The sequence below is a fragment of the Bradyrhizobium sp. SUTN9-2 genome (assembly GCF_003122645.1).
In the GTDB taxonomy this organism is placed as follows: Bacteria; Pseudomonadota; Alphaproteobacteria; order Rhizobiales; family Xanthobacteraceae; genus Bradyrhizobium; species Bradyrhizobium yuanmingense.
In genome coordinates this window covers 6,700,731-6,724,383 of record NZ_LAXE01000001.1, presented here as the reverse complement: position 1 = coordinate 6,724,383, position 23,653 = coordinate 6,700,731, and the positions used below count along the sequence as shown (strand labels likewise).

The 23,653-nt window shown below is 65.6% G+C and carries 25 protein-coding genes; 15 read left to right on the top strand and 10 right to left on the bottom strand.

The features are described 5' to 3' along the window. The 4 genes from XF30_RS31135 to XF30_RS31120 all read left to right on the top strand — a co-directional run. Positions 1–966 (top strand): NAD(P)/FAD-dependent oxidoreductase (locus XF30_RS31135; RefSeq protein ID WP_109144794.1); only part of this gene is annotated, 966 nt, incomplete at its 5' end. 21 nt (positions 967–987) lie between these two features. Beyond that, positions 988–2,034: an ABC transporter substrate-binding protein gene (locus XF30_RS31130; RefSeq protein WP_192893301.1), complete on the top strand. Its 1,047-nt coding sequence runs from the start codon at positions 988–990 to the stop codon at positions 2,032–2,034. Positions 2,035–2,102: 68 nt separating this feature from the next. Then, on the top strand, positions 2,103–2,915 hold the full coding sequence (locus tag XF30_RS31125; protein ID WP_192893300.1) for an ABC transporter permease: 813 nt from the start codon (positions 2,103–2,105) through the stop codon (positions 2,913–2,915). Beyond that, positions 2,912–3,703 carry an ABC transporter permease gene (locus XF30_RS31120; protein ID WP_109144792.1) on the top strand — a complete coding sequence of 264 codons (792 nt, stop codon included), beginning with the start codon at positions 2,912–2,914 and terminating at the stop codon, positions 3,701–3,703. Before XF30_RS31125 ends, XF30_RS31120 begins: the two co-directional genes overlap by 4 nt. A gap of 49 nt (positions 3,704–3,752) precedes the next feature. On the opposite strand, the gene XF30_RS31115 is transcribed toward XF30_RS31120, so the two are convergent. After that, entirely contained in the window at positions 3,753–4,442 is a 690-nt protein-coding gene (locus tag XF30_RS31115; RefSeq protein ID WP_109145921.1) for an aspartate/glutamate racemase family protein, read from the bottom strand. A gap of 213 nt (positions 4,443–4,655) precedes the next feature. Here XF30_RS31115 and XF30_RS31110 point away from each other — a divergent pair, with 213 nt between their 5' ends. From XF30_RS31110 to XF30_RS31095, 4 genes are read left to right on the top strand one after another with little or no spacing between them, the layout of a single operon-like run. Then, the gene (locus XF30_RS31110; RefSeq protein WP_109144791.1) at positions 4,656–6,317 is read left to right on the top strand and encodes a thiamine pyrophosphate-binding protein; all 1,662 of its coding nucleotides are present in this window, start codon (positions 4,656–4,658) and stop codon (positions 6,315–6,317) included. A gap of 4 nt (positions 6,318–6,321) precedes the next feature. Further along, positions 6,322–7,587, top strand: a complete 1,266-nt coding sequence (locus XF30_RS31105) for an NAD(P)/FAD-dependent oxidoreductase (protein WP_109144790.1) — start codon at positions 6,322–6,324, stop codon at positions 7,585–7,587. Positions 7,588–7,596: 9 nt separating this feature from the next. Further along, positions 7,597–8,340: an aspartate/glutamate racemase family protein gene (locus XF30_RS31100; protein ID WP_109144789.1), complete on the top strand. Its 744-nt coding sequence runs from the start codon at positions 7,597–7,599 to the stop codon at positions 8,338–8,340. A 40-nt stretch (positions 8,341–8,380) separates the two neighbouring features. Next, the gene (locus tag XF30_RS31095) at positions 8,381–9,160 is read left to right on the top strand and encodes an SDR family NAD(P)-dependent oxidoreductase (protein ID WP_036007160.1); all 780 of its coding nucleotides are present in this window, start codon (positions 8,381–8,383) and stop codon (positions 9,158–9,160) included. 152 nt (positions 9,161–9,312) lie between these two features. On the opposite strand, the gene XF30_RS31090 is transcribed toward XF30_RS31095, so the two are convergent. The 3 genes from XF30_RS31090 to XF30_RS31080 form a co-directional block, all read right to left on the bottom strand. Then, positions 9,313–10,107, bottom strand: coding sequence for an IclR family transcriptional regulator (locus XF30_RS31090; RefSeq protein WP_109144788.1), 795 nt, complete (start codon positions 10,105–10,107; stop codon positions 9,313–9,315). Between the two features lie 77 nt (positions 10,108–10,184). Next, the gene (locus XF30_RS31085; protein WP_109144787.1) at positions 10,185–11,918 is read right to left on the bottom strand and encodes an FAD-dependent oxidoreductase; all 1,734 of its coding nucleotides are present in this window, start codon (positions 11,916–11,918) and stop codon (positions 10,185–10,187) included. Between the two features lie 8 nt (positions 11,919–11,926). After that, positions 11,927–13,141, bottom strand: coding sequence for an ABC transporter substrate-binding protein (locus tag XF30_RS31080; protein ID WP_109144786.1), 1,215 nt, complete (start codon positions 13,139–13,141; stop codon positions 11,927–11,929). Positions 13,142–13,544: 403 nt separating this feature from the next. Between XF30_RS31080 and XF30_RS31070 the strand changes: the two genes are divergently transcribed. After that, the gene (locus XF30_RS31070; RefSeq protein WP_109144784.1) at positions 13,545–14,846 is read left to right on the top strand and encodes an MFS transporter; all 1,302 of its coding nucleotides are present in this window, start codon (positions 13,545–13,547) and stop codon (positions 14,844–14,846) included. Here the strand turns inward: XF30_RS31070 and XF30_RS31065 are convergent. Beyond that, the gene (locus XF30_RS31065) at positions 14,835–16,397 is read right to left on the bottom strand and encodes a glycosyl hydrolase family 79 N-terminal domain-containing protein (protein WP_109144783.1); all 1,563 of its coding nucleotides are present in this window, start codon (positions 16,395–16,397) and stop codon (positions 14,835–14,837) included. The genes XF30_RS31070 and XF30_RS31065 overlap by 12 nt on opposite strands. Before the next feature lie 308 nt (positions 16,398–16,705). On the opposite strand from XF30_RS31065, the gene XF30_RS31060 reads away from it, so the two are divergent. The 4 genes from XF30_RS31060 (at position 16,706) to XF30_RS31045 (ending at position 19,430) form a co-directional block, all read left to right on the top strand. Beyond that, positions 16,706–17,167, top strand: a complete 462-nt coding sequence (locus XF30_RS31060) for an Hsp20 family protein (protein ID WP_036007176.1) — start codon at positions 16,706–16,708, stop codon at positions 17,165–17,167. A 77-nt stretch (positions 17,168–17,244) separates the two neighbouring features. Further along, the gene (locus XF30_RS31055; protein ID WP_146207756.1) at positions 17,245–17,736 is read left to right on the top strand and encodes an Hsp20/alpha crystallin family protein; all 492 of its coding nucleotides are present in this window, start codon (positions 17,245–17,247) and stop codon (positions 17,734–17,736) included. 87 nt (positions 17,737–17,823) lie between these two features. Then, positions 17,824–18,159, top strand: a complete 336-nt coding sequence (locus XF30_RS31050) for a hypothetical protein (protein WP_109144781.1) — start codon at positions 17,824–17,826, stop codon at positions 18,157–18,159. 161 nt (positions 18,160–18,320) lie between these two features. Then, entirely contained in the window at positions 18,321–19,430 is a 1,110-nt protein-coding gene (locus tag XF30_RS31045) for a trypsin-like peptidase domain-containing protein (RefSeq protein WP_425248837.1), read from the top strand. Positions 19,431–19,700: 270 nt separating this feature from the next. On the opposite strand, the gene XF30_RS38700 is transcribed toward XF30_RS31045, so the two are convergent. Both XF30_RS38700 and XF30_RS31035 read right to left on the bottom strand, forming a co-directional pair. Next, positions 19,701–19,877, bottom strand: a complete 177-nt coding sequence (locus tag XF30_RS38700) for a hypothetical protein (RefSeq protein WP_172786903.1) — start codon at positions 19,875–19,877, stop codon at positions 19,701–19,703. Next, complete coding sequence (locus XF30_RS31035; protein ID WP_036007194.1) at positions 19,874–20,092, bottom strand: hypothetical protein; 219 nt, start codon at positions 20,090–20,092, stop codon at positions 19,874–19,876. The genes XF30_RS38700 and XF30_RS31035 overlap by 4 nt, the downstream gene beginning before the upstream one ends. 264 nt (positions 20,093–20,356) lie before the next feature. Between XF30_RS31035 and XF30_RS31030 the strand changes: the two genes are divergently transcribed. Beyond that, the gene (locus tag XF30_RS31030; RefSeq protein WP_192893299.1) at positions 20,357–20,758 is read left to right on the top strand and encodes a hypothetical protein; all 402 of its coding nucleotides are present in this window, start codon (positions 20,357–20,359) and stop codon (positions 20,756–20,758) included. A gap of 31 nt (positions 20,759–20,789) precedes the next feature. On the opposite strand, the gene XF30_RS31025 is transcribed toward XF30_RS31030, so the two are convergent. Then, complete coding sequence (locus XF30_RS31025) at positions 20,790–21,641, bottom strand: HpcH/HpaI aldolase/citrate lyase family protein (protein ID WP_192893298.1); 852 nt, start codon at positions 21,639–21,641, stop codon at positions 20,790–20,792. After that, complete coding sequence (locus tag XF30_RS31020) at positions 21,641–22,144, bottom strand: MaoC family dehydratase (protein ID WP_349644172.1); 504 nt, start codon at positions 22,142–22,144, stop codon at positions 21,641–21,643. Before XF30_RS31020 ends, XF30_RS31025 begins: the two co-directional genes overlap by 1 nt. Positions 22,145–22,240: 96 nt before the next feature. On the opposite strand from XF30_RS31020, the gene XF30_RS31015 reads away from it, so the two are divergent. Beyond that, a complete protein-coding gene (locus XF30_RS31015; protein ID WP_109145918.1) occupies positions 22,241–23,407 on the top strand; it encodes an acyl-CoA dehydrogenase family protein in 1,167 nt (388 codons plus the stop codon). A 20-nt stretch (positions 23,408–23,427) separates the two neighbouring features. Here the strand turns inward: XF30_RS31015 and XF30_RS39600 are convergent. Further along, positions 23,428–23,653, bottom strand: a 226-nt coding sequence (locus XF30_RS39600; protein WP_502696146.1) for an AMP-binding enzyme, incomplete at its 5' end; no start/stop codon positions are given.

Below are 23,653 nucleotides of genomic sequence, written 5' to 3'. Positions count from 1 at the left end.
GAGCTCGTCTCCGAATTCGGCATCACCAGCGCGAACCTTGTGCGCACCGGCCAGGTCAAGGCCGCGCACAATGAGACGACGCTCAAGGCCGCGATCGACGAAGCCAACTGGATGACGCGCGAGATGGGCTCCGCCGCGGTCCGCATTCTCGACAAGGGACAGGTGCGTGAGGAGACCGGCTCCGAGATCTTTGTCGGCGGTGTGCTCAATCCCGGCTCGGGCGGGATCCATCCGCTGAACTATCTGCGCGGCCTCGCAAATGGCGTTGCAAGCCGCGGCGTTCCGATTTTCCAGGAGTCGCCGGTCGTCAAGCTCCGGCGCGAGAAGGACGGCATCGTTGCCGAGACACCGCAAGGCGCGGTGCGCGCCAGGCAGGCGATCATTACCACCAACAGCTATTCGGATCTGACCGGTGCCACCGCGCATCTGCAGCGCACGCTGATCCCGTTCCGCAGCGCCATGGTCGCAACCGAGCGGCTTCCCGGCAATCTCGCGGGAAAACTGATGCCGACGGGGCGCACCTACACCGAGACCAAGCGTATGATGCGCTGGTTCCGCATGGTCGACAACCGCGTCATCTTCGGCGGCCGCGGCGCCTTCGGCAAGCAGGATTCGCAGGCCGCATTCGATGCCTTGCGCAAGGCGATGGTCGGCATCTTCCCCGATCTCGCCGATGTCCCGCTCGCATACAAATGGTCGGGCCTGGTCGCGATGACGCTGGACTCGGTCCCGCATATCGGCCGGCTCGATGACCGCACGCTCTTCTCGGTCGGCTACAACGGCGCAGGCGTTGCGATGTCGAGCCTGATGGGCCGCTATCTCGCTGCCTTCGTGCGCGGCGAGACGCCCGACGTCGGCCTGCTCGACGCCCGGCGCATGAAGGCGATTCCGTTCTATCCGCTGCGGGAGCCCGCCGTGCGCATGGTCGCCGGCTGGTACCAGTTTCTCGATGCGATCGGTCGGTGAGATCATTTGGAGGAGGTGAGGATGACGATGAAGCAGAAATTTGGATTGAGCTGCGCGCTGCTGGGCGCAATCGGACTGACCAGCGCGGCTGATGCCGCCGAGCAGATCACCTTCGTCTCGCAGGGCGGCGCCTATCAGCAGGCGCAGACGGTGGCGATCCTCGATCCCTCCGCCAAGAAGCTCGGCATCACCATCAACCAGGACTCCATTCCCGATGCCTGGCCCGCGATCAAGACGCAGGTCGGCAGCGGCAAGCCGATCTGGGACGTCGTCGACACCCCGACCGGTAACTGCCTGCGCGGCGGCGAACAGGGGCTGATGGAGAAGCTCGACTTCTCGAAGATTCCAAACGGCGCGGCGATGCCGGAGGCCTATCGCAGCCCCTATTCAGTGTCCTACGAGTTCTATTCGAGCGTACTTGCCTACAGCCAGAAGAAATTCCCGAAGGACGCGCCGAACAGCTGGGCCGATTTCTGGGACGTGAAGAAATTCCCCGGCCGCCGCGCGCTGCGCAACCATCCGTTTGCAACGTTAGAGGCGGCGCTGATGGCCGACGGCGTCGCACCGGACAAGCTTTATCCGCTCGACGTCGACCGCGCCTTCAAGAAGCTGGAGGAGATCAAGCCGCACATCACGGTGTGGTGGACCTCGGGCGCACAGTCGGCGCAGTTGCTCAATGACGGCGAGGTCGACATGGAGATGGCCTGGAATGGCCGCGTCAGTGCCGTCGCCAAGGAAGGCGCGAAGGTCGCCTTTACCTACAACCAGGGCATCCTGCAGAGCACGTCACTTTGCATCCTCAAGGGCGCGCCGAATCTCGCCACCGCGATAAAATTCCTCAACGAGGCCGTCGATCCAGTGCACCAGGCCAATCTGCCACTGCACATCGACTATGGTCCGGGCAACCCGAAGGCGTTCGAGACCAGCGTGATCAAGCCCGAGCGCGCCGCGCAATTGCCGAGCGAGCCGGCCAATGCGGCGAAGCAGGCGCTGATGTCCTACGCCTGGTGGTCCTCGCCGGCCGGCGAAGCCGCCGAGAAGCGCTGGGCGTCCTTCATGCAGAAGTGAGTGAGGCAGCGTTGACGACTTCAGTGCCAGATCCCTCCCAAAAACATCAGCGCCGTGAGCACGGCCTGATGCTGGCACTGGTCTCGCCGGCGCTGCTGGTGATCCTGGCTCTGATCGTGCTGCCGGTCGGCTGGCTGGCCTGGCAGTCGATCTACCATGACGGCTTCACGCTGGAGAATTATCGCCGCGTCTTCACCGAAGACGTCTACTGGCGCAGCTTTGCGCTGACCTTCGAGATCAGCCTCGCGGTCACGGCCATCGCGCTGCTGCTTGGCTATCCCGTGGCCTACCTTGCCAATTCGGTGCCGAAAGGGTGGAGCATCCTCATCCTCTCGCTGGTCGTGCTGCCGTTCTGGACCAGCGTGCTGGTCCGCGCCTATGCCTGGCTGGCGCTGTTGCAGCGCACCGGCGTGATCAACCAGCTCCTGCGCTACCTCGATGTCATCTCCGAGCCGCTCGCGCTGGTCCACAACACCTTTGGCACGGTGGTTGCGACCGTGCACATCCTGCTGCCCTTCATGGTGTTGCCGCTCTACGCCACCATGCAGAAGATTCCGAACGATCTCATGCAGGCCGGCGCCAGCCTGGGCGCGAGCCCGTCGCTCACCTTCATGCGCGTGTTCCTGCCGCTGTCGCTGCCGGGTGTGCTCGCCGGCTGCACCATGGTGTTCGTGCTCTGCCTCGGCTTCTACATCACGCCGGAGCTGCTCGGCGGCGGCCGCACCGTGATGGTGTCGATGCTGGTGAGCCGCAATGTCGAGCTCTACAACCAGTTTGGCGCGGCCAGCGCGGTCGCCGTCGTGCTGCTCATCAGTGTGCTCGTGATCTTCTTCATTGTAAGCCGCTTCATCTCGCTCGACCGCGTGTTGGGGCAGAAATGATGCGCGCCTCGCCCGCACGGATCGCCCTCTACGTGGTCAGCGCGCTGGTGCTGGTCTATCTGATCCTCCCCGTTCTGATTATCGCGCCGATCTCGTTCTCCAGCGCGCGCTTTCTCACCTTTCCGCCGCCCTCCTTTTCGCTGCGCTGGTACCAGCAATATTTCTCAAATCCGGCCTGGATGCAGGCGACGCGGGTGACGCTGACGGTCGCCCTCCTCACCGTCGTGATCGCGACCCCGTTCGGGGTGGCCGCCGCCTATGCCATCAGCCAGTCGAAGCTGCGCATCATGAGGCTGATCCACTTGGCGCTGCTGTTGCCGCTGGTGGTGCCGATCATCATCACCGCCGTCGGCATCTTCTTCGTCTATGCCAAAGTCGGTCTGGTCGCGACCATGCCCGGCCTCGTGCTGGCGAACGTGATGCTGGGCCTGCCCTATGTCGTCATCTCGGTGCTCGCGGGCCTGCAGAGTTTCGATCCGGCGCAGGAGATGGTGGCGCGCAGCCTCGGCATGAACCGCCTGCGCAGCTTCTTCGCGGTGACGCTGCCGCAGATCAAGTCCAGCGTGGTTGCGGGCGGAATCTTCGCCTTCATCTCGGCGATGGACGAGACCATCGTCGCGCTGTTCATTTCCGGCGGCCAGTATCAGCCGTTGACCAAGCGCATGTTCACCGCGCTGCGCGACGAGATCGATCCGACCATCGCCGCGATCTCGACCTTGATGACGGCGGCCTCATTCATGCTGGTGCTGCTGGCGAGCGCGCGACAGAAGCGGAGCGGGTCAGGGTAGTCCACGTCCCCAGGGACCTCGCGGCACGGGCTGGACTGAGGAGATCAATTCACCCGATCGCGAAATCGGCGGCCGTCTCTGCGTGAATGGCGGTGGTGTCGAATGTCTCGACCGACGTGTCATCAGGGCCGACCAGCATGGTGATCTCGGTGCAGCCGAGGATGATGCACTCGGCGCCGCCGGCGACGAGCGCCGCCATCACCTCCTGGTAGCGGCGGCGCGAGGGCGCGGCGACGTTCCCGAGGCACAGCTCGTCGTAGATGATGCGGTTCACCTCGACGCGCTCGTCCGCGGGAGGGACCATGGCGTCGAGGTCGTGCGCGCGCAATCGGTCGATGTAGAAGTCTTCCTCCATCGTGAACTTGGTGCCGAGCAAGCCGACCCGCCGATATCCTTTGGCGCGAATCCGCTCGGCCGTCGCATCGCCGATGTGGATGAACGGAACGTTGACGCTGGAGATGATCTCCGGCGCCAATTTATGCATCGTGTTGGTGCACAGCACGATGGCCCGCGCGCCGGCACTTTCGAGCAGCCGCGCGACCTCCGCCAGGCTCGCCGCCGCCTCCTGCCAGCGGCCAGCATATTGCATCTGCTTGATCTCCTCGAAATCGTAGGAATACATCAGAAGCGGGGCCGAATGCAGCTTGCCGATGCGGTCGCGGACCCGCTCGTTGATGAGCTTGTAGTAAAGCGCGGTGCTCTCCCAGCTCATGCCTCCGATCAGGCCAATGGTTTGCATTCCGGTGCTCCCGAACAGTGATTCAGAGGGATCGTAGACGAAGATGCCGAAGCTCGCCATCATGGCCGCGGCAGGGCCTGTAGTGCAAACGGCAGGGACGGGCATGACGCCTGCGCAGGCTGCGAGAAGCCTTTCGACCTTGCGCACGCTCTCGGCCTGTCTTAGGCCAGTTCCCGAACACGTGCGTATCGCCGAAGTCTTGAGGGAGCCGACATGACCATTCGCAACACCCGCACCGGGGGCCAGATCCTCATCGATCAGCTCGTCGCCCAGGGCGTCGAGCGCGTCACCTGCGTGCCGGGCGAGAGCTATCTGGCGGCGCTCGATGCGTTGCATGACAGCCCGATCGACGTCGTGATCTGCCGCGCCGAAGGCGGTGCGGCGATGATGGCGGAGGCCTATGGCAAGCTCACGGGGCGGCCGGGCGTCTGCTTCGTCACCCGCGGCCCCGGTGCCACCAATGCCAGCCACGGCGTCCACATCGCGATGCAGGATTCGACCCCGATGATCCTGTTCGTCGGCCAGGTCGACACCGGCATGCGCGAGCGCGAGGCGTTCCAGGAGCTCGACTACAAGGCGGTGTTCGGCTCGATGGCGAAATGGGCGGTCGAGATCGATCGCCCCGACCGCATTCCGGAGCTGGTCGCGCGTGCCTTCCGCGTCGCCATGCAGGGCCGCCCCGGTCCCGTGGTGATCGCGCTGCCGGAGAACATGCTGACCGAGACCGCGGCCGTTGCCGATGCCATGCGCATCGAACCCGCCGTGAGTTGGCCGGCGCCGGCCGATATCGAGAAGCTTGGCGCCATGCTGGCCGGCGCGAAGGCGCCACTCGTCATTCTCGGCGGCTCGCGCTGGACCGACGAGGCGACCAAGAGCATCGCGCGGTTCGCCGAGCGGTTCGACCTGCCGGTCGCGACCTCGTTCCGCCGGGCTTCGCTGATCGACGCCGACCATTCGCATTATGCCGGCGACCTCGGCATCGGGCCGAGCCCTGGCCTGAAGGCGCGCATCGACAATGCGGACGTCCTCCTGCTCATCGGCGGTCGCATGTCGGAGATGCCGTCTTCGTCCTATACGCTGCTCGACATTCCCAATCCGAAGCAGAAGCTGATCCATGTCCATCCGGGCTCCGAAGAGCTCGGCCGCATCTATCAGCCTGATCTGGCGATCCAGGCGACGCCTGCCGCCTTCGCCGCCGCGGTCGAGACGCTGAAGCCGTCAGGTGCGGTGGCGTGGAAGGGCGAGGCCGCCAAGGCGCATGCGGATTATCTGGCCTGGACCGAGAAGGCGCGCGAGCTGCCGGGCAGGTTCCAGTACGGCGAGATGATGACCTGGCTGCGCGACCGCCTGCCGAAGGACGCGATCGTCTGCAACGGCGCCGGCAACTACGCCGGCTGGATCCATCGCCATCACCGCTTCCACAGCTTTGCCGCCCAGCTCGCGCCGACCTCGGGCTCGATGGGCTATGGCGTGCCGGCGGGTGTGCTGGCCAAGCGGCAATACCCGGATCGTGTCGTGGTCGCGTTTGCGGGCGACGGCTGCTTCCTGATGAACGGCCAGGAGTTCGCCACCGCCGTGCAGTACGACGCGCCACTGATCGTCATCATCATCGACAATGCGCAATACGGCACCATCCGCATGCACCAGGAGCGCGACTATCCCGGCCGCGTCGTCGGGACGCAGCTGAAGAACCCGGATTTCGCGATGTATGCGAAGGCGTTCGGCGGGCATGGCGAGCGCGTCGAGCGCACCGAAGAGTTCGCACCGGCGTTCGAGCGCGCGCTCGCCTCGGGCAAGCCGTCGATCCTCCATTGCATCATCGATCCCAGGGCGATCTCGGTCGGCAAGGATTTCACGCCGGCGGTGAAAGCCTAGAGCGATGCCTGACGGCCGCCACGTCGCCATCATCGGAGCCGGCGCGATCGGCGTGATCAGCGCTATCGAGGCGCTGCGCGAGGGACATCGCGTGACGCTGATCGATCCGGGCGAGCCCGGCGGCGAGCAGGCGGCGAGCTACGGCAATGCCGGCTGGCTGTCGTCGCATTCGGTGATCCCGCCGGCCGAGCCCGGCGTCTGGAAGAAGGTGCCGGGCTATCTCCTGGACCCGCTCGGCCCGCTCGCGATCCGCTGGTCTTACCTGCCGAAGGCGCTGCCCTGGCTGATCAAGTATCTGCTCTCGGGCTGGACCGCGGCGCGGGTCGAGACCACGGCGTTCGCGCTGCGCGATCTCCTGAAGGACGCGCCGCTGCTGCACAGGAAGCTCGCGGAAGAAGCCGGCGTCCCCGAGCTGATCGAGCGCAACGGCGTGATGCACGTGTTCACATCGCGCGGCAATTTCGACAATGATCTCGGCTGGCGCCTGCGCAGGAAGGTTGGCGTCGAATGGCTGGAGCTCAATGCCGACGAAATGCGCCAGCGTGAGCCGGATCTGGATCCGCGCTACACCTTTGGCGTCGTGGTGGAGGAGGCCGGGCGCTGCCGCGATCCCGGCGCTTATGTTGCAGCCCTTGCCAATCATGCGATTGCCAGCGGCGCGAAGCACGTACGCGCCAAGGCGACCGGGCTGAAGCTCAAGGGCGGCAAGCTCGTCGCTGTTGTCACCGAGACCGGCGAGATCGCCTGTGATGCCGCGGTGGTCGCGGCCGGTGCCCGCTCGAAACAGCTCACCGCGTCGGTCGGCGATCCCCTCCCGCTCGAGACCGAGCGCGGCTATCATGTCGTGATCGAGAATCCGGAAGTCGGCCCGCGCAGCTCGATCATGGCCTCCGACGCCAAGCTGGTGGTGAACTGGACCAACAAGGGCCTGCGCGCCGCCGGCACGGTCGAGATCGCCGGCCTCGAGGCCGCGCCGAACTGGAAGCGCGCCGAGATCCTGCGCAACCACCTCGTCAGCATGTTCCCGAAACTGCCGAAGGACATTCCGGCCTCGCGCGTCAAGACCTGGTTCGGCCATCGGCCGAGCATGCCGGACGGACGTCCCTGCATCGGCTATGCGCGCGCCTCGCGCGACATCGTCTATGCTTTCGGCCACGGCCATGTCGGCCTGGTCGGCTCGGCCCGCACCGGCCGTCTGGTCGCCCAGCTCGTGAGCGGCAAGGCGCCGGAGATTCCACTCGCGCCGTTCGCGCCCGATCGTTTCCTCTGAGAGCGCACCATGACCACCTCAGCCAGCTCGTCCTCCCGCATCGCCCGTGGCGGCAAGGCCATCTACGGCGCGCCGCTCGGCATCCTGATGCTGGAGGCGCACTTTCCCCGCATTCCCGGCGACATGGGCAACGGCACGACCTGGCCATTCCCGGTGCTCTATCGCGTGGTGAGCGGCGCCTCGCCGGAAAAGGTGGTGCTGAAGGGCGCGGCCGGCCTCTTGCCCGACTTCATCGATGCGGCCAAGGATCTGGTGCGGCTAGGGGCGGAGGCCATCACCACCAATTGCGGCTTCCTCTCGCTGTTCCAGAAGGAGATCGCGGCGGCCGTCGGCGTTCCCGTCGCGACCTCCTCGCTGATGCAGGTGCCGTGGGTGCAGGCGACCTTGCCGCCGGGCAAGCGCGTCGGCCTGGTCACGGTGTCGGGCTCGACCTTGACGCCGGCCCATCTCGAGGGTGCCGGCGTTCCGCTCGACACGCCGCTGGTCGGGACCGAGAATGGCAAGGAGTTCTTCCGTGTCCTGATCAAGGCCGAGAAGGACGACATGGACATCGCACAAGCCGAGCGCGACGTGGTCGAGGCCGGCAAGGAGCTCGTTGCCAAGCATCCGGATGTCGGCGCCATCGTCCTCGAATGCACCAACATGCCGCCTTATGCCGCCGCGCTTCAGGCTGAGGTCGGATTGCCCGTCTACGACATCTATTCCATGATCACCTGGTTTCATGCCGGGCTGCGCCCGCGCGTCTTTGCGTGAATGCGTCCGTGAGATCGTCACAAGTTGCAGGAGTGAACCCATGAAACTATCCGGCAAGGTCGCCGCCATCACCGGCGCGGCGCGCGGCATCGGTAAGGCCTGCGCGAAGAGGTTTTTGGACGACGGCGTCAAGGTCGTCATCTCCGACGTCGATGCCGAGGGCCTCGCCGCCACGGCCGCCGAGCTCGGGCGGCCGGATGCGTTGCGTACCGTCGTGGGCAACGTCGCCAGGCGTGCCGATGTCGATCAGCTGGTCGCGACCGCGGTGAAGGAGTTCGGCCGGCTCGACATCATGGTCAACAATGCCGGGGTCGCCCGCAACCGGGATATCCTCGATATCACCGAGCAGGAATTCGACGAGATCATCGGCATCAATTTGAAGGGCGCGTTCTTCGGCGTGCAGGCGGCGGCGAGGCAAATGATCGCGCAAGGCGGCGGCGGGGTCATCATCAACATGTCCTCGGTGAACGCGCTACTGGCGATCCCGGCGCTGGCGACCTACGCCATGTCAAAGGGCGGCATGAAGCAGCTGACATCGGTCGCCGCCGTCGCGCTGGCCCCGCACAACATTCGTGTCGTCGCGGTCGGGCCGGGCACGATCCTGACCGACATGGTGGCTTCCGCGATCTACACGTCCGAGGATGCGCGCAAGACCGTGCTGTCGCGCACGCCGGCGGGCCGCGGCGGCGAGCCGAGCGAGGTGGCCTCCGTCGTGGCCTTCCTTGCCAGCGACGATGCGTCCTATATCACCGGGCAGACGATCTATCCGGACGGCGGCCGACTGGTCCTGAATTACACGGTGCCGGTGAAGGAGAAGTAGGGCCGTTGTCGCCCCACTCTCGCTGTCATCGCCCGGCTTGACCGGGCGATCCAGTATTCCGAGGCGGTCGTGATTGAATCGATGGGCCGCGGCGTACTGGATTCCCCGCCTTCGCGGGGAATGACAGTCGTCGTGAGGCGGGCAGTCTGCCCTCACTCCGCCGCAACCGTCAGCCCGTGACCGAGCCGCTTGGAGATGGCCCCCGCGCAGTCGCGCAGCGCGTGCGCGATCGGGCTGTCCCAGCGGGCATCAAAAGTGCCTTCCGGGCCCATCGCGGTGATGACCAGCGCGACGTGGCCGGAATGATCGAACACCGGCGCGGCGAACGCGTTCACGCCAGGTAGGGGATCGCCGAGCGCGCGGGCGAGACCGTGCTTGCGCACCTCGGCGAGCATGTCGGCGACCTTGGCCCCCTTCACGGTGCGCTTCGGGTTGTAGCCGACGCCGTGGCGGTCGAGGCCGCTGTCGAGCGCGGCGCTGATGGTCTTCTCCGGCAGGAACGCGGCAAACGCGCGGCCCGTCGCGGTCTCCAAGAGCGCCATCACCGAACCGACGCGCATCACGATGTGCACCGGCTGGGCCGGCTCTTCGAGCTGCACAACGGTGGGGCCGTGCGTGCCCCAGACCGCGAGCGAGACGGGGTGGCCGATCTGGCTCGCAAGGCCCGCGATCTTGGGACGCGCGATGCGCACGCCCGAGAGGCGGCGCAGGCTGATCAGGCCGAGCTCCAGCGCCAGTGCGCCGATCTCGTAGCGGCCGGTGGTCTCGTCCTGCTCGATCAGGCCGATGCGGGAGAAGCTGGCGAGATAAGGATGCGCCTTGGCCGGCGTCATGCCGGCCTCGCGGGCGAGATCGCGCAGCATCATCGGCTCGCTGCTCCGCGCGAGCGCGCGAAGCAATTCGCCGCCGACCTCGATCGACTGGATGCCGCGGCTCTCTCTCTTCATGCGCCTCCGATGCGCTTGAGTCGTTGTTTGAGCATGGTCTCTTCGGAAAACCGCTGCACACTTTTCCGGATCATGCTCTACGCCGCGTCGCGCTTGGCGGCGCTGTCGGCAAGATGTCTGCCGGCAATGTAGCCGAAGGTCAGCGCCGGCCCAAGCGTGATGCCGGCGCCCGGATAATTGCCGCCCATGATGCTCGCCATGTCGTTGCCGGCGGCATAGAGACCGGGAATCACCCGTCCTTCGGCATCGAGCGCCCGTGCGTTCGCGTCGGTGACGATGCCGGCATAGGTGCCGAGATCGCCGATCACCATCTTGATGGCGTAGAACGGTCCGTTCTCGATCGGTGCGACGCAGGGGTTGGGGCCGTGCAGCGCATCGCCCTGGTAGCGGTTATAGGCCTTCGAGCCCTTGCCGAAGGCGGCGTCCTGTCCCAGCGGCGCCGTCACATTGAACTGCCTGACCGTTTCGGCGAACGCCTTGGCGTCGATCCCGGCTTTCGCCGCCAGCGCTTCCAGCGTATCGCCGCGCATGAGATAGCCGGTCTTCAAATGATGATCCAGCGGCATCGGGAACGGCGGCACGCAGCCGAGGCCGTATTTGCGCAGCGTCTTGTGATCGCAGACGAGAAATGCGGCGATCTCCTCGCCGGGCTTGGCGGCCTTGATCATGGCCTGGACGAAGTCGTGATAGGAATTGCCTTCATTGGCGAAACGCCTGCCGTCGCGCATCACAGCGATCACGCCGGGCTTGGCACGGTCGATGAAGTGCGGCATCACGCCCTTGGAGCCGTCCTTGCGCGTGGTCAACGACACCGGCACCCAGGCCGCCGCGTTCGGCAGGCGATCCTCGATGCGGCCGCCGGCGCCTTCTGCAAGGCGCAAGCCGTCGCCGGTATTGCCCGTAGGCCCGGGCGAATAATGCTCAATGCCGGTCGGCGCATGCGGGAACATCTTCCTGCGCCGCTCGACGTCATGCGGAAAACCGCCGCAGGCGAGCACGACGCCTTGTCGGGCGCGAACGCGCACCTCGCGTCCCTCGCGCGAGACGATGGCGCCGGTCACGGTGCCGTTCTCGACCGTCAGCTCGCGCACCGGCGAGGACAGCCACATCGGAATCTTCAGGTCGAGCGCTGACTTTGCGAGGCGGCCTGCGAGCGCATTGCCGTTGGTGAGCGTCATGCCGCGGCCATGGCCCAGCACGTCCATGAGATGCCGCGTCAGGCGCTTGGCGACATAGACCGCCGAGGTCAGCGACTTCGTCACGCGCATGAAGTGGATGATCTCCTTGCCGCTTCCCAACATCATGCCGAACACGGTCAGCTCGGGCAGCGGCATGCCGAGCGATTCGATGAGATCGCCGAGCTCTCGGCCGTCGAACGGGCGCGTCACCATGGAGCGGCCGCCCTGGGCGCCGCCGGGCGCCTCCGCGTGGTAATCGGGAAACACCAGCGGCATGTCGAAGCGCAGCGCCGTCTTGGTGGTGAAGAAATCGACAGCTTCAGGACCGGCGCTCAGAAAGGCATCGACGCGTGCCGCGTCGTAATTGTTGCCGGCCTCGTGCCGCAAATACGTGCGGGCCTGCTCCGGCGTTTCCTCGATGCCATATGCCTTTGCCAGCGACGTGCCGGGAATCCAGAGCCAGCCGCCGGAGCGGGCCGTGGTGCCGCCGAAGCGCGGCTCCTTCTCGACGATCAGCACGTCGAGCCCGCGATGACGCGCGGTGATCGCGGCCGACATGCCGGAGCAACCCGATCCGGCGACGAGCACGTCGCACTCGTACGTCTCCATGGTGCCATGCTCGTTGCCGGTCATTGCTCACCTCACTTCTTCAGGAGCGGACATTTGGACTCGGAGACCGGACGGAAGGCCTCATCGCCCTTCACGGTCTTGACGATGTCCAGATAATCCCACGGCTCCTTGGACTGCGCGGGCGACTTCACCTTGGCGAGATACATGTCGCGGATGACGCGGCCGTCCTCGCGCAACTTGCCGCCGTGGACGAAGATATCCTCGATCGGCAGTTCGCGCATCCTGGCCATCACCTTGGCGGAATCGTCGGTGCCGGCCGCCTTGATCGCCTTGAGATAGTGCAGCACCGCGCCATAGACGCCGGTCTGGATCATGGTCGGCATCATCTTGGTGCGCTCGTAGAACTTTTTCGACCAGGCGCGGGTCGCCTCGTCCATGGCCCAGTAGGACGCCGTGGTCATATAGGTGCCCTGCGCGGCTTTGAGGCCGATCGCGTGCACGTCGGTGTCGAACATCAAGAGGCCGACCAGCTTCTGGCCGCCCTGGACCAGGCCGAACTCGCCGGATTGCTTGATGGCATTGTCGGTGTCCTGGCCGGCATTGGCGAAGGCGACGACGTCGGATTTCGAGCTCTGCGCCTGCAGCGCGAAGGAGGAGAAATCCGCGGTGTTGGTCGGATGCCTGACGCCGCCGAGCACCTTGCCGCCCATCTCGTTGATGAAGCGGGTGGCGTCCTTCTCGAGCTGCTGGCCGAAAGCATAATCGGCCGTGATGAAGTACCAGGACTTGCCGCCTTCCCGGATCACGGCGGAGGCCGTCACCTTCGAGAGCGCATAGGTGTCGTAGGTGAAATGCACGGTGTTCGGGCTGCACAGCTCGTCGGTCAGCGAGCTCGCGCCGGGGCCGGAGAGCAGGGCGACTTTGCCGCGCTCGCGCACCATGTTGTGCACGGCGATGGCGATGCCGGAATTGGGGATGTCGACAACCGCATCGACCTTGCCGTTGTCGAACCAGCCGCGGACGATCTGAACGCCGACGTCGGTCTTCATCTGGTGGTCGGCGCTGATGATCTCGATCGGCTTGCTGAGCACGGTCGGCCCGAATTCCTCCACGGCCATCTTTGCGGCCTCGACCGAGCCAGGCCCAGAATTGTCGCGGCCCCAGCTCGACAGGTCCGTCAGCACGCCGATCCGCACCGCGTCGTCGGACACTTGCGCGCTGACACCTGTGGTCATGGCAGTCGAAGTCATGGCCGCGAGCACGGCGCAGGCCAGAAGCCCTCTCATTATCGTTTCCTCTCTTTTTGGCCGCTTGGTGCGGCAGGGTCGTTGTGGAGGTAAATTAGATAATAGCAAATGAATTTGTCAATGGCGAATAACGGTTGTCGGGCCGGTTCCACGATGGGGGATGATGCCGCGTAAGGAGCGCTCCTGCCTCAACACCCGTCATTGCGAGCCACCGGGTCCGCGCGAAGCGCGGCCCGATGACAGGCTCCGCGAAGCAATCCAGAGTCTTTCCGCGAAGGCGGTCTGGATTGCTTCGTCGCAAGGGCTCCTCGCAATGACGGGTGTTGCGCCACCTGCGCACAAAATTGCGCGCCGCAAATCCAGTGAGGAGGCAACACCTCCACAGATTGCAACCGTCACAACGTTTGGCCATGATGCCCACTGGAATCCTTTGGGGCAGGGCATGACGACAGCAACGGGGGTCTCCGCTTCCGCGGAGAGATCGACGACGACGCATGTGGTGTGGGCGAGTGCGCTCGGCACCGCGATCGAGTGGTACGATTTCCTGATCTACGGCACGGCGGCGGCGCTGGTCTTCAACAAGCTGTTCTTCCCGAGCTTCGATCCCTTCGTCGGCACGCTCGCGGCATTCTCGACCTATGCGGTCGGCTTCGTTGCGCGGCCGATCGGCGGCGCCATCATTGGGCATTACGGCGACCGGCTCGGCCGCAAGACCATGCTGGTTGCGACCATGATCGCGATGGGGCTCGGCACCTTCCTGATCGGTTGCCTGCCGACCTACGATCAGATCGGCTTCTGGGCGCCGATCCTGCTCGTGATCCTCCGTTTCGTTCAGGGCATCGGGCTCGGGGGCGAGTGGAGCGGCGCGGTCGTGATGGTGATCGAGCACGCCGGCAATCGCCGCGGCTTCTACGGCAGCCTGGTGCAGGTCGGCTTCCCCGTCGGCGTCGCCGCCTCCACCGGCATCTTCGCCCTGATGACGAAGCTGCCCGAGGCGGACTTCCTCAGCTGGGGCTGGCGCGTGCCGTTCCTGATCAGCATTCTGCTGGTCGGCGTCGGCTTCATCGTGCGGCTCAAGCTCGCCGAGACGCCTCACTTCAAGGAGATCGTCGAGCGCAAGGAGGTGCTGGCGCAGCCGGCCCTCGAAGTGCTGCGCCGCGACTGGCGCAGCTTTCTGCTCGCGATCGGCATCACGGTATCGGAGGTCGGGCTCGCTTATCTCCTCACCGTGTTCACGGTGGTTTACGCGACGACCAAGCTCGGCCTGCCCCGGCAGGTGATCCTGGATGCGGTGGTCTATGCCGCGATCGTCGAGTTCGCGACGCTGCCGCTGGCCGGCTGGCTGTCCGACATCTTCGGACGCAAGGCGCTGTATCTGGCCGGCGGCGTGTTCTCGGTGGCGTTGGCGTTTCCGCTGTTCTGGTTCCTCGATACCAGGGAGCCGGCGCTGATCACGCTTGCGCTCGTCGTCACGATGACGCTCACCCATGCGCTGCTGTTCGGGCCGAAGGCCGCGTTCATGCCGGAGCTGTTTCGCACCCAGGTGCGCTACAGCGGCGCCTCGCTCGGCGCCAACGTCGCGGCGGCGCTCAGCGGCGGCTTCTCGCCGCTGATCGCGGCGGCGCTGCTGGCCTGGGCCGGATCGTACTGGGCGGTGTCAGTCTACATCGTCGCGCTGTCGGTCATCACGATCGTCGCGACGCTGCTGGCGCCGGAGACGGCGCGGGGCCCGCTAAGATCCTGAGCGTCGGGACAAGCAAGCCGGACTTGCAGCGTTCGGAAACACCAGGAAGGTGATGGTCGTCGGCGCAAGCCTGACTGCTCCCGGCGGTGCTGCGCGTGCCTCGAGCCGGGGCAGCTGGCCCTCAGGGGTCAGCGTGAGCCTCTTGCCGTTCAACTGCACAATCGTACCCTGCAACTGCGCTGCGTGCAGCGTGTACCGCTTGGCGGAATCCGGCAGCGATAGCGTGCGCGATGTGCCGCGCGAGGTGTTGATTGCGAGCAGCGACACCGCGCCTGTCGTGGCTGGGTGGCAATGCGCGTAAAGATGGAGATCGCGCGCAGCAGGTTTGCCTGCGTCGAGCACGATCGTTCCCATCAGCCGGCGCCAGAGCAGCGCGGCCCAATAGCTCGGCCGCGGCCGGAACGTTGTTTCGTCGAGCAGGCCGTAATCGCTGGCAGCCAGCGTGTTGTGCATCACCACTTGGACGCCGGCCCTCGCCAGGCGTCCGAGCTGGTCGAGGTAGCGGAACGTGTCCAGAAAAGTCCGGTCCCATAAGCCGCCGCCGCAGGCGGCATCAGCCGTCTCGGTCAGCCAGATCGGCTTGCCCGGCTCGAATGCGTTGCGCAGCGCCTGGTAGGTCCGGAGTGTCGTATCCGTGCGCGCCAGCCATTGCTCCGAGAGGGCCTGCGCCGGATCGTCGTGCCCGCCGCAGCGCGGTGAGATCGTGTTATAATGGTGATAGGAGAACCGATCGACGCCGGGACCGGATGCTGCAAGCAGGTCCCGCGTGGTGAGCCCCGCTCCAGACGGCGATGGTGCATCGCCGACCGAGCCGGGACCGAGGATCAGCGTCTCCGGTGCGGCGCGCCGCATCCACTCGCGAAAGACCTTGAAGTCGCGGCCATAGGCGGCCGCGTCATAGCCCGCCGGTGCACCGCCCGTCGCTGCGAGCGTCGGCTCGTTCATGAATTCGGCGGCGGCGATGCGTCCACCCAGAGCGCGCGTGGTGTCGACCAGCTGCTGCGCCTGATCCGGCTTCCATATGCCGTGGTCATCGCGGCTGCCGGGACTGATCGCAAAGGAGGTGACGATCTCCGCATCGACCGCATGCGCGAACTCCACGACGCCGCGCCACTGCGCTCGGCTGAGCACCGTGTTGAATCCCGGCGGTGGCTCTCCCGGCGCCTCGGCAAAGAACGTCGCATTGGCCCAGGTGCCGCTCACGCGCAAATAGGCCGGCGACAACGCCGCGGCGAGCAGGCGCAGTCGCGCATTGGCAAGATCGATCGGCGGCCGCGCGCTGTAACGATCCCGTTCGTCGAACGCACGTGCGGTTCGCGGATAAGGCTTCCAGAACCGTCCGCCGGTCACCTCCACCATCTCGATGTTGTAGGATTGAAAGCGCGCATCGATCGTTCCGAGCGTCTTTAGCCCGGCAGGCGAGATGGCAATGTCGTCGGCCTGCGCCGCAAAGGTGGTTGCGGCGGCCAGCAGGGCAATCGCGCCGGCCGTGCGACCGGCCGGACGCGGTCGGGTCCCTGGTCTGCGGTGTGCTGCCGCCTGGTTCGTCATGCGCGTTGCCCGGGGCCAGATGCGCGGAGGCAACCTGGCCTTACCCTCGACCCGCCCATTTTACCCCTATTTTACCTTGCCGATGCCGCCGAGAGCGTCCGGGCTCGGCGGACCATCAATGGGGTCGAAAAAAATCCGTTGGCCCCTCTTGAAACCGGTTTGCGGTTTTCTAAGTCGTTTTTCGCCGCGAGAGCGGTGTGTCGGATGCCAACCGGGTCCGGCACGGGCGCCGGGTTGGTCTTTCGGACCCGTCTGAAATCCCGCCTTGCGCTCCTTCGTATCCATCTTGCTCTCAGGAGGACTTGGTTATGAGGACCAGCTTTGACTTTGCGCCGCTGTGGCGCTCCACCATCGGCTTCGACCACCTGGCCGACCTCGTCGACAGCACGCTCCGCCAGGCGACCGAGGACAATTATCCCCCCTACAACATCGAGCGATCCGGCGAAGACCATTACCGGATCAGCCTTGCCGTGGCAGGCTTCGGCGCCAACGACATCACCGTGACGGCCGAACAGAACGCGCTCACCATCGAGGGCAAGAAGCCCGAGACGGCTGCGCGGGAATATTTGTACCAGGGCATCGCCGCGCGTCCGTTCCGGCGCGTGTTCAACCTCGCCGACTATGTCCAGGTGAAGCAGGCCTCGTTCCAGGACGGGCTCCTGATCATCGACCTCGTCCGCGAGGTTCCGGAAGCCATGAAGCCGCGTCGCATTCCGATCGCGGGCGGCGCTCCTGCGGCAACGCAGATCGAGCAGAAGAAAGCAGCCTGATCGCTCGATCGAACAGGTAGCGGAACGCGGCGCGCGCGTGCGCGGGCCGCGCTTTCCGATGCATGAAGGAGGGTACCATGGCTTTTCGTGATCTCATTCCCTGGTCAGGGAAACAGGAGCTTGCGCCGGCGCGCGACAATTTCGATCCGTTCCTGACGCTTCACCGCGAGATGAACCGTCTGTTCGACGATGTCTTCCGCGGCTTCGGGGCGACCAGCCTGTCGCCGCTGATGGAGGGCCGTTTCGGCTGGCCGAAGGTCGAGCTCAGCGAGACCGACAAGACGCTGACCGTCTCGGCCGAGCTTCCCGGCCTGACGGAGAAGGACGTTCAGGTCGAGATCGCCAATGGCGTGCTGACCGTCCGCGGCGAGAAGAAGGCGGAGCGCAACGGCGAAGGCAGGTTCTTCACCGAGTGCTATTACGGCGCCTTCGAACGGCAGATTCCGCTGGAGGGTGTCGAGGAGGACAAGGCAGAGGCGTCGTTTAGGAATGGCGTCCTGACCGTGTCGCTGCCGAAATCGGAGAAGGCACGCGAAGGCGTCAAGCGCATCGCGATCAATACGCACTAACGTCAGGTGAGACGGCGGCGATGTGGCGCCGCCGTCTCATCGTCAACAAGCCGTCCCCCTGGAAAGGAGCATGTGGGAGACCCATCGATGACCAACGTGAATACCAGTTCCGGCACTCTCAATCCGCTGTTTCATCCCGCCGCCCACTACGACTCGCCTGCCGACGTCCTGAATGCCGAGGATCTCTCGTCGCCCGAGAAGCGCGTCATCCTGTCGTCCTGGGCATCGGACATGTACGCGGTCGAATCCTATCCCGCCTTGCGCGAGATTCCCGGCATGAGCCACGCGGTCCGGCTCGCCGACATTCTGGCCGCCTTGCGCAAGCTCGACGGCGACAACGACAATGACGACCCGCCGCGCGGCGGCGGCGTGCCGATGCGGCTGCGGCGGCCATGGGCCGCCGCCGAAGGGCAGGCGGCATGATGTTCACGCCCACCGTCCTCGCCCTCGTGCTGCTCGGCCAGGCCGCGGCAGCCTGGACCGTCCCGCTTCTGGCTCTGCAAGGCTGGATCGTCGCGTCAGGCGACGAAGATTGAAACCACGAAGGTTTCGAATCTCCCCCAACACAACGCGGCAGGGTGACGATGATGAATGCTGTGCGTCTGCTGTTCCTGGCCTTGCTGATGCTGACGCTCACGGCGTCGCAGCCTGCCGCCGGCCAGATCCCGGATGTGAAGACCGGCGGCCCGGTGCCGACCCTGGCGCCGCTGGTGCGCCAGGTGACGCCCGCCGTGGTCAACATCTCCGTGCACGGCCGCGTGCGCGAGGACAATCCGCTCTATCGCGATCCGCTGTTTCGCGAGTTCTTCGACGTTCCCCGGCAGATCGAGAAGGAGGTCAATGCGACCGGCTCCGGGGTGATCGTCGACGCCCAGCGCGGCTATGTGCTGACCAACAATCACGTGGTCGAGGGCACATCCGCCGTTCAGATCACGACCAAGGACGGCCGGCAGTTTTCCGCCAAGGTCATCGGCCGTGATCCGCCCACGGATGTCGCGGTGCTCCAGGTTCAGAACCCGGTCGGGCTCAAGGCGCTTGCCTTCGGCGACAGCGACGGGCTCGATGTCGGCGATTTCGTCCTCGCGATCGGCAATCCCTTCGGCCTCGGCCAGACCGTGACCTCGGGGCTCGTCAGCGCGCTGGGCCGCACCGGCCTCGGCAAGCAGGGCTATGAGGATTTCATTCAGACCGACGCGGCGATCAATCCCGGCAATTCCGGCGGCGCGCTGGTCAGCCTGCGCGGCGAGCTCGTCGGCATCAACTCGGCGATCATCTCGCCCGCGGGCGGCAATGTCGGCATCGGCTTTGCCATTCCGGTCAACATGGCGCGCAAGGTGATGGAGCAGATCATCGTGAGCGGCCGGGTCGAGCGCGGCCGCATCGGCATTTCGCTGAAGGACCTGCATCCGTCGGTCAACAAGGGATTGAATCAGGGCGCCGTCATCGCCGAGATCGCGGCGGATTCGCCCGCAGAGAAGGCCGGCCTGCGCAAGGGCGATGTCGTGACCGGCGCCGACGACCGCCCGATCCGCACTGCCGCCCAGCTCCGCAACACGATCGGCCTGGCGCGGATCGGCGAGGACGTGAAGCTCACGCTGCTACGCAACGGTGCGCCGTTCACCGCCACGGTGAGAGTGGCGCCCGCAGCCGGCACGAGCAGCGCACTCGCAGGCCCCAATCGCCTCGTCCGCTGAAACGAATGCGCAGGACGAACCGCGCTAGCGGTTCGTCCTGTGATGGCAGGGCTATGGCATTTGAATTTTGCGGAGGTCGTCACGCCCGGGCTTGTCCCGCCTGCGCGGCCGAAGCCGCTTCGGCGCGGCGAAGGCCCGGGCATCCACGTTCTTTGTGCTGCGTGGAAAGGCGTGGATGGCCGGGACAAGCCCGGCCATGACGCTGTGGAGACAGTCGGTGCACATAGCCACATCTCATGTGCGATAGCCCGGGAGGCGTGATCTCCCAGCTCAGGCCGCGCGGTGATCCCATTCGCCTTGCAGGTCCCGGATCAGCCGCCGCTCGCGTTCGATGCGCTGGCGATAGAGCTCGCGCTCATGCTCGCTCTTGGCGCTGGCAAGAAGCAGCTCGTAATGGCCGATGACCTTCTCGCTGCCGCGGATCAGCAGATCGCGTTGGCTGTTCATTGGGCCATCCCCAACGCGTTCGCCGGCGCTTCGGCGGCGCGGAAGCCGACGGGAAAGGTGCTGGCGGTCAGGCCATCGAGCGCCGATCGCTCTTCGGCAAGTCGCCTCTCGATGAATTGGCGCTCGAGCTGCGACAGCCTGGTCTTCAGCAGGCGCCGGTAGCGGTGGATGTTGTTGCGGTGCGCACGAATGCGGGCCAAATTCTCATCGAGCATCGTCGTCTCTCCAGACGGTCGCGTTAGATCCTTTGGTTTGCGAGGATGAGAAGATCTCTTCTCGGCAAAAAAATATTCAGCGGGTGAGCGGTGTCAAGATGTTGGCGCGCCTGTCCTTGTCGCTGGCTCCTGGAGATCGATGGTCGGCCAATCGAGCTGTCCGGACGCCCGGGTTCCGGGCGCGATTGCCTTGTGTTGGCCGGCAAGCGAACCTCGTGTGGCCATATTTGAGCAGGAGTGATCTGTCGCGAGGGAGGCGCTCCGATGAACAAGGCACTGATCACTGCTGTCGCAATGCTGGCCTGCGTGCCCGCGGGCGCGCTCGCGCAGGAGCGCGCAGGCGACGCGGCGCTCGGCGCGGTCTCGGGTGCGGTCGTGCTTGGGCCGGTGGGTGCGGTCGCCGGCGCCTTGATCGGCTACACGGCCGGACCTTCGATCGCCCGGTCCTGGGGCCTGAGAGGCTCGCAGTCGGCCAGGCACCGGCAGCCGCCGCCGCGTCGCGCCGCCGCGACCGGTAGCCCGTCGCGCACGCGCGAGGCAATGGCCGCCAACGGCCAGATGAGAGCTGCCGGCAATCCGGCCCCGCCGGTCCAGGCTCCGCCGGTTCAAGCCGCGCCTGCCGCGCCGGCGCATTCCTCGGCACCGCCCGTTCAGGGGTTCGACTGAGGCCGGCAGCCGGCCCGGCTTGCGTCCCGCTCTAGGACTGGCCGAGAATCTTCATCGCCGCGCGAAGGTGCGGCTTGTCGATCATCTGACCGTCGAGCCGCAACGTGCCGGAATTGGGATTGCTCGCGAACGCGGCGATCACCTTCTCCGCCCAGACGCGCTCGGCCTCCGTCGGCGCGAAGGCCGCGTTGACGATGTCGACATGCTTGGGGTGGATCAGCGCCTTGGCCGAAAAACCGTCGCGCCGCGCGGCGCGGGTTTCGGCTTCGAGGCCGGCAAGATTGTCGATGTCGGTGTAAACAGTGTCGATCGGCGCGACCTCGGCCGCGGCCGCCGCCATCAGGCAGAGATCCCGCGCCAGGCGATAGGGGCTGTGGAACACGCCGCCGCTCGCCTTCTCGGTAGCGCCGAGCGAGGCGGAGAGATCTTCCGCGCCCCACATCAGCCCGGCGAGGCGAGGGGAGCAGCCCTTGTAGCTGCCGAGGCCGAAGATCGAGCCGGCGGTCTCCGTCGCGACGCAGACGATGCGGGTCGCGCCGATCGCGATGCCGGACGCCGCTTCCAAAGCCTCGAGCCAGGTCGCGACCTGTCGCACGTCGTCGCCGCCTTGCGATTTCGGCAGCACGATGCCGTCAGGCCTGCCCGGCATCACCGCGGCAAGATCGGCCAGCGTCATGCCGGTGTCGAGCGCGTTGACGCGGACACAGAGCTGATGCGGGCCGGGGCGGCTCTTCAGCATCGAGAGCGTCAGCTCACGCGCCTCCGCCTTCTTCTCGGTGACGACGGAATCCTCGAGATCGATGATCAGCGCGTCGGCCTTGCCTTCGCTCGCCTTCTCGAATTTGCGCGGGGAATCGCCCGGCACGAACAGCATCGAACGCATCAGACCGGCCTCTTGTGCATCATCGCCATGCGGCGGCATTTGCCGACGATCTCATCATTCTGGTTCAGGGCACGGTGCTCGAACTCGACGATGCCGGCCTTGGGCCGCGATCTGGATTCGCGCACCGAGAGCACCTTTGTCGTGGCCCGCAACGTGTCGCCATGGAAGACCGGCTTCGGAAAGGTGACGTCGGTCATGCCGAGATTGGCGACGGTAGTCCCTAAGGTCGTATCATAGACCGTCATGCCGATCATGATGCCGAGGGTGTATAGGCTGTTGAAAATGCGCTGGCCGAACTCGGTCTTCTCGGCGAAATGCGCGTCGATGTGCAGCGGCTGCGGATTGAGCGTCAGCAGGCTGAACATGGTGTTGTCCATCTCCGTGACGGTCCGGGTCAGCGGATGCCTGAACTCCTGGCCCACGGAAAAGTCCTCGAAATATAGTCCGGCCATCGCGGTTTCCTCCCTGCGAAATAACGGCGCACGCGCAGCGTCGCGCCGCATGACCCCATGCATGGTAGACACACTTCGCGGGCAAATTCACGTATCTGCATGCAGGTTTTCGAGCTAAAGAACGCTTGGCGAAGGGAGATCAAGACCATGGATTTCGCGCTCACCGATCAGCAGGAAGCCATTCGCGACGCCATCGCCAAGATCTGCGAAGGCTTTCCCGACGCCTATTGGCTGAAGAAGGATCACGACGGCGGCTTCCCGCACGACTTCCACAAGGCGCTGGCGGACGCCGGCTGGCTCGGCATCTGCGTGCCCGAGGAATATGGCGGCTCCGGGCTCGGCATTACGGAAGCTGCGATCATGATGCGCACCATTGCCGAGTCGGGTGCCGGCATGTCCGGTGCCTCGGCGGTGCACATCAACGTGTTCGGGCTCAACCCCGTCGTCGTGTTCGGCACCGAGGAGCAGCGCAGGCGCATGCTGCCGCCGATGGTCGAGGGCCGCGAGAAGGCGTGCTTCGCCGTCACCGAGCCGAACACCGGCCTCAACACCACCCAGCTCAAGACCCGCGCGGTCGCCAAGAACGACCGCTACATCGTCAATGGTCAGAAGGTGTGGATCTCGACCGCGCAGGTCGCGCACAAGATTTTGCTGCTGGCGCGCACCACGCCGCTGGAGGAGGTGCGCTCGTCCACCCACGGGCTCAGCCTGTTCTACACCGATTTCGACCGCAACAGGATCAAAGTCCACGAGATCGAGAAGATGGGCCGCAAGATCGTCGATTCCAACGAGCTGTTCTTCGAGGATTTCGAGATCCCGATGGAGGACCGCATCGGCGAGGAGGGCAAAGGCTTCGAGTACATCCTCGAAGGCATGAATCCGGAGCGCATTCTCATCGCGGCCGAGGCGGTCGGTCTCGGCAAGCTCGCGCTGTCGCGCGCGACCGAATACGCCAAGACGCGAATCGTGTTCAATCGTCCGATCGGCAAGAATCAAGGCATCCAGCATCCGCTCGCGGTGAACTGGGTCGAATTGGAAGCGGCCTGGCTGATGGTGATGTCGGCGGCCTGGCAATACGACAAGGGCATGCCCTGCGGCGCCGCGGCCAATGCGGCGAAATATCTCGCGGGCGAAGCGGGCTTCTCGGCCTGCGAGCAGGCGGTGATGACCCATGGCGGCTTCGGCTACGCCAAGGAATTCCACGTCGAGCGCTATTTGCGCGAGGTGCTGATCCCGCGCATCGCGCCGGTCAGCCCGCAGCTTGCGCTCAGCTTCATCGCGGAAAAGGTGCTGGGGCTCGCCAAATCGTACTGAACAAGTCGTACTGATCGCGCCTATTCGGCGGCGATCCGCTCCATTGCCATGGCGCGAAGCCTGGCGCGCTGGATCTTCACGCCATTGGCACTGTCGGTGACGGGGAAGGCGTCCACGACATAGATCCGCGCCGGCACCTTGTAGCCGGCGAGCCGCTCGCGCAGATGCGCGATCAGCGTCTCCTGGATGGGCGGCTCCGTTGTCGGGATCACGAAGGCGACGCAGCGCGCCTGCCCCTTGAGATCG

Coding starts and splice junctions, on each gene's coding strand:
- XF30_RS31085 (WP_109144787.1), bottom strand. CDS start 11,918: ATGACCGGCAACGAGCATGGCACCATGGAGACGTACGAGTGCGACGTG.
- XF30_RS31025 (WP_192893298.1), bottom strand. CDS start 21,641: ATGCGTTCGATGCTGTTCGTGCCGGGCGATTCCCCGCGCAAATTCGAG.
- XF30_RS31055 (WP_146207756.1), top strand. CDS start 17,245: ATGGCTTTTCGTGATCTCATTCCCTGGTCAGGGAAACAGGAGCTTGCG.
- XF30_RS31065 (WP_109144783.1), bottom strand. CDS start 16,397: ATGACGAACCAGGCGGCAGCACACCGCAGACCAGGGACCCGACCGCGT.
- XF30_RS31125 (WP_192893300.1), top strand. CDS start 2,103: ATGCTGGCACTGGTCTCGCCGGCGCTGCTGGTGATCCTGGCTCTGATC.
- XF30_RS31045 (WP_425248837.1), top strand. CDS start 18,321: ATGATGAATGCTGTGCGTCTGCTGTTCCTGGCCTTGCTGATGCTGACG.
- XF30_RS31030 (WP_192893299.1), top strand. CDS start 20,357: ATGAACAAGGCACTGATCACTGCTGTCGCAATGCTGGCCTGCGTGCCC.
- XF30_RS31020 (WP_349644172.1), bottom strand. CDS start 22,144: ATGCGGCGCGACGCTGCGCGTGCGCCGTTATTTCGCAGGGAGGAAACC.
- XF30_RS38700 (WP_172786903.1), bottom strand. CDS start 19,877: ATGAACAGCCAACGCGATCTGCTGATCCGCGGCAGCGAGAAGGTCATC.
- XF30_RS31095 (WP_036007160.1), top strand. CDS start 8,381: ATGAAACTATCCGGCAAGGTCGCCGCCATCACCGGCGCGGCGCGCGGC.
- XF30_RS31050 (WP_109144781.1), top strand. CDS start 17,824: ATGACCAACGTGAATACCAGTTCCGGCACTCTCAATCCGCTGTTTCAT.
- XF30_RS31130 (WP_192893301.1), top strand. CDS start 988: ATGACGATGAAGCAGAAATTTGGATTGAGCTGCGCGCTGCTGGGCGCA.
- XF30_RS31110 (WP_109144791.1), top strand. CDS start 4,656: ATGACCATTCGCAACACCCGCACCGGGGGCCAGATCCTCATCGATCAG.
- XF30_RS31100 (WP_109144789.1), top strand. CDS start 7,597: ATGACCACCTCAGCCAGCTCGTCCTCCCGCATCGCCCGTGGCGGCAAG.
- XF30_RS31015 (WP_109145918.1), top strand. CDS start 22,241: ATGGATTTCGCGCTCACCGATCAGCAGGAAGCCATTCGCGACGCCATC.
- XF30_RS31115 (WP_109145921.1), bottom strand. CDS start 4,442: ATGCAAACCATTGGCCTGATCGGAGGCATGAGCTGGGAGAGCACCGCG.
- XF30_RS31090 (WP_109144788.1), bottom strand. CDS start 10,107: ATGAAGAGAGAGAGCCGCGGCATCCAGTCGATCGAGGTCGGCGGCGAA.
- XF30_RS31120 (WP_109144792.1), top strand. CDS start 2,912: ATGATGCGCGCCTCGCCCGCACGGATCGCCCTCTACGTGGTCAGCGCG.
- XF30_RS31080 (WP_109144786.1), bottom strand. CDS start 13,141: ATGAGAGGGCTTCTGGCCTGCGCCGTGCTCGCGGCCATGACTTCGACT.
- XF30_RS31105 (WP_109144790.1), top strand. CDS start 6,322: ATGCCTGACGGCCGCCACGTCGCCATCATCGGAGCCGGCGCGATCGGC.
- XF30_RS31060 (WP_036007176.1), top strand. CDS start 16,706: ATGAGGACCAGCTTTGACTTTGCGCCGCTGTGGCGCTCCACCATCGGC.
- XF30_RS31035 (WP_036007194.1), bottom strand. CDS start 20,092: ATGCTCGATGAGAATTTGGCCCGCATTCGTGCGCACCGCAACAACATC.
- XF30_RS31070 (WP_109144784.1), top strand. CDS start 13,545: ATGACGACAGCAACGGGGGTCTCCGCTTCCGCGGAGAGATCGACGACG.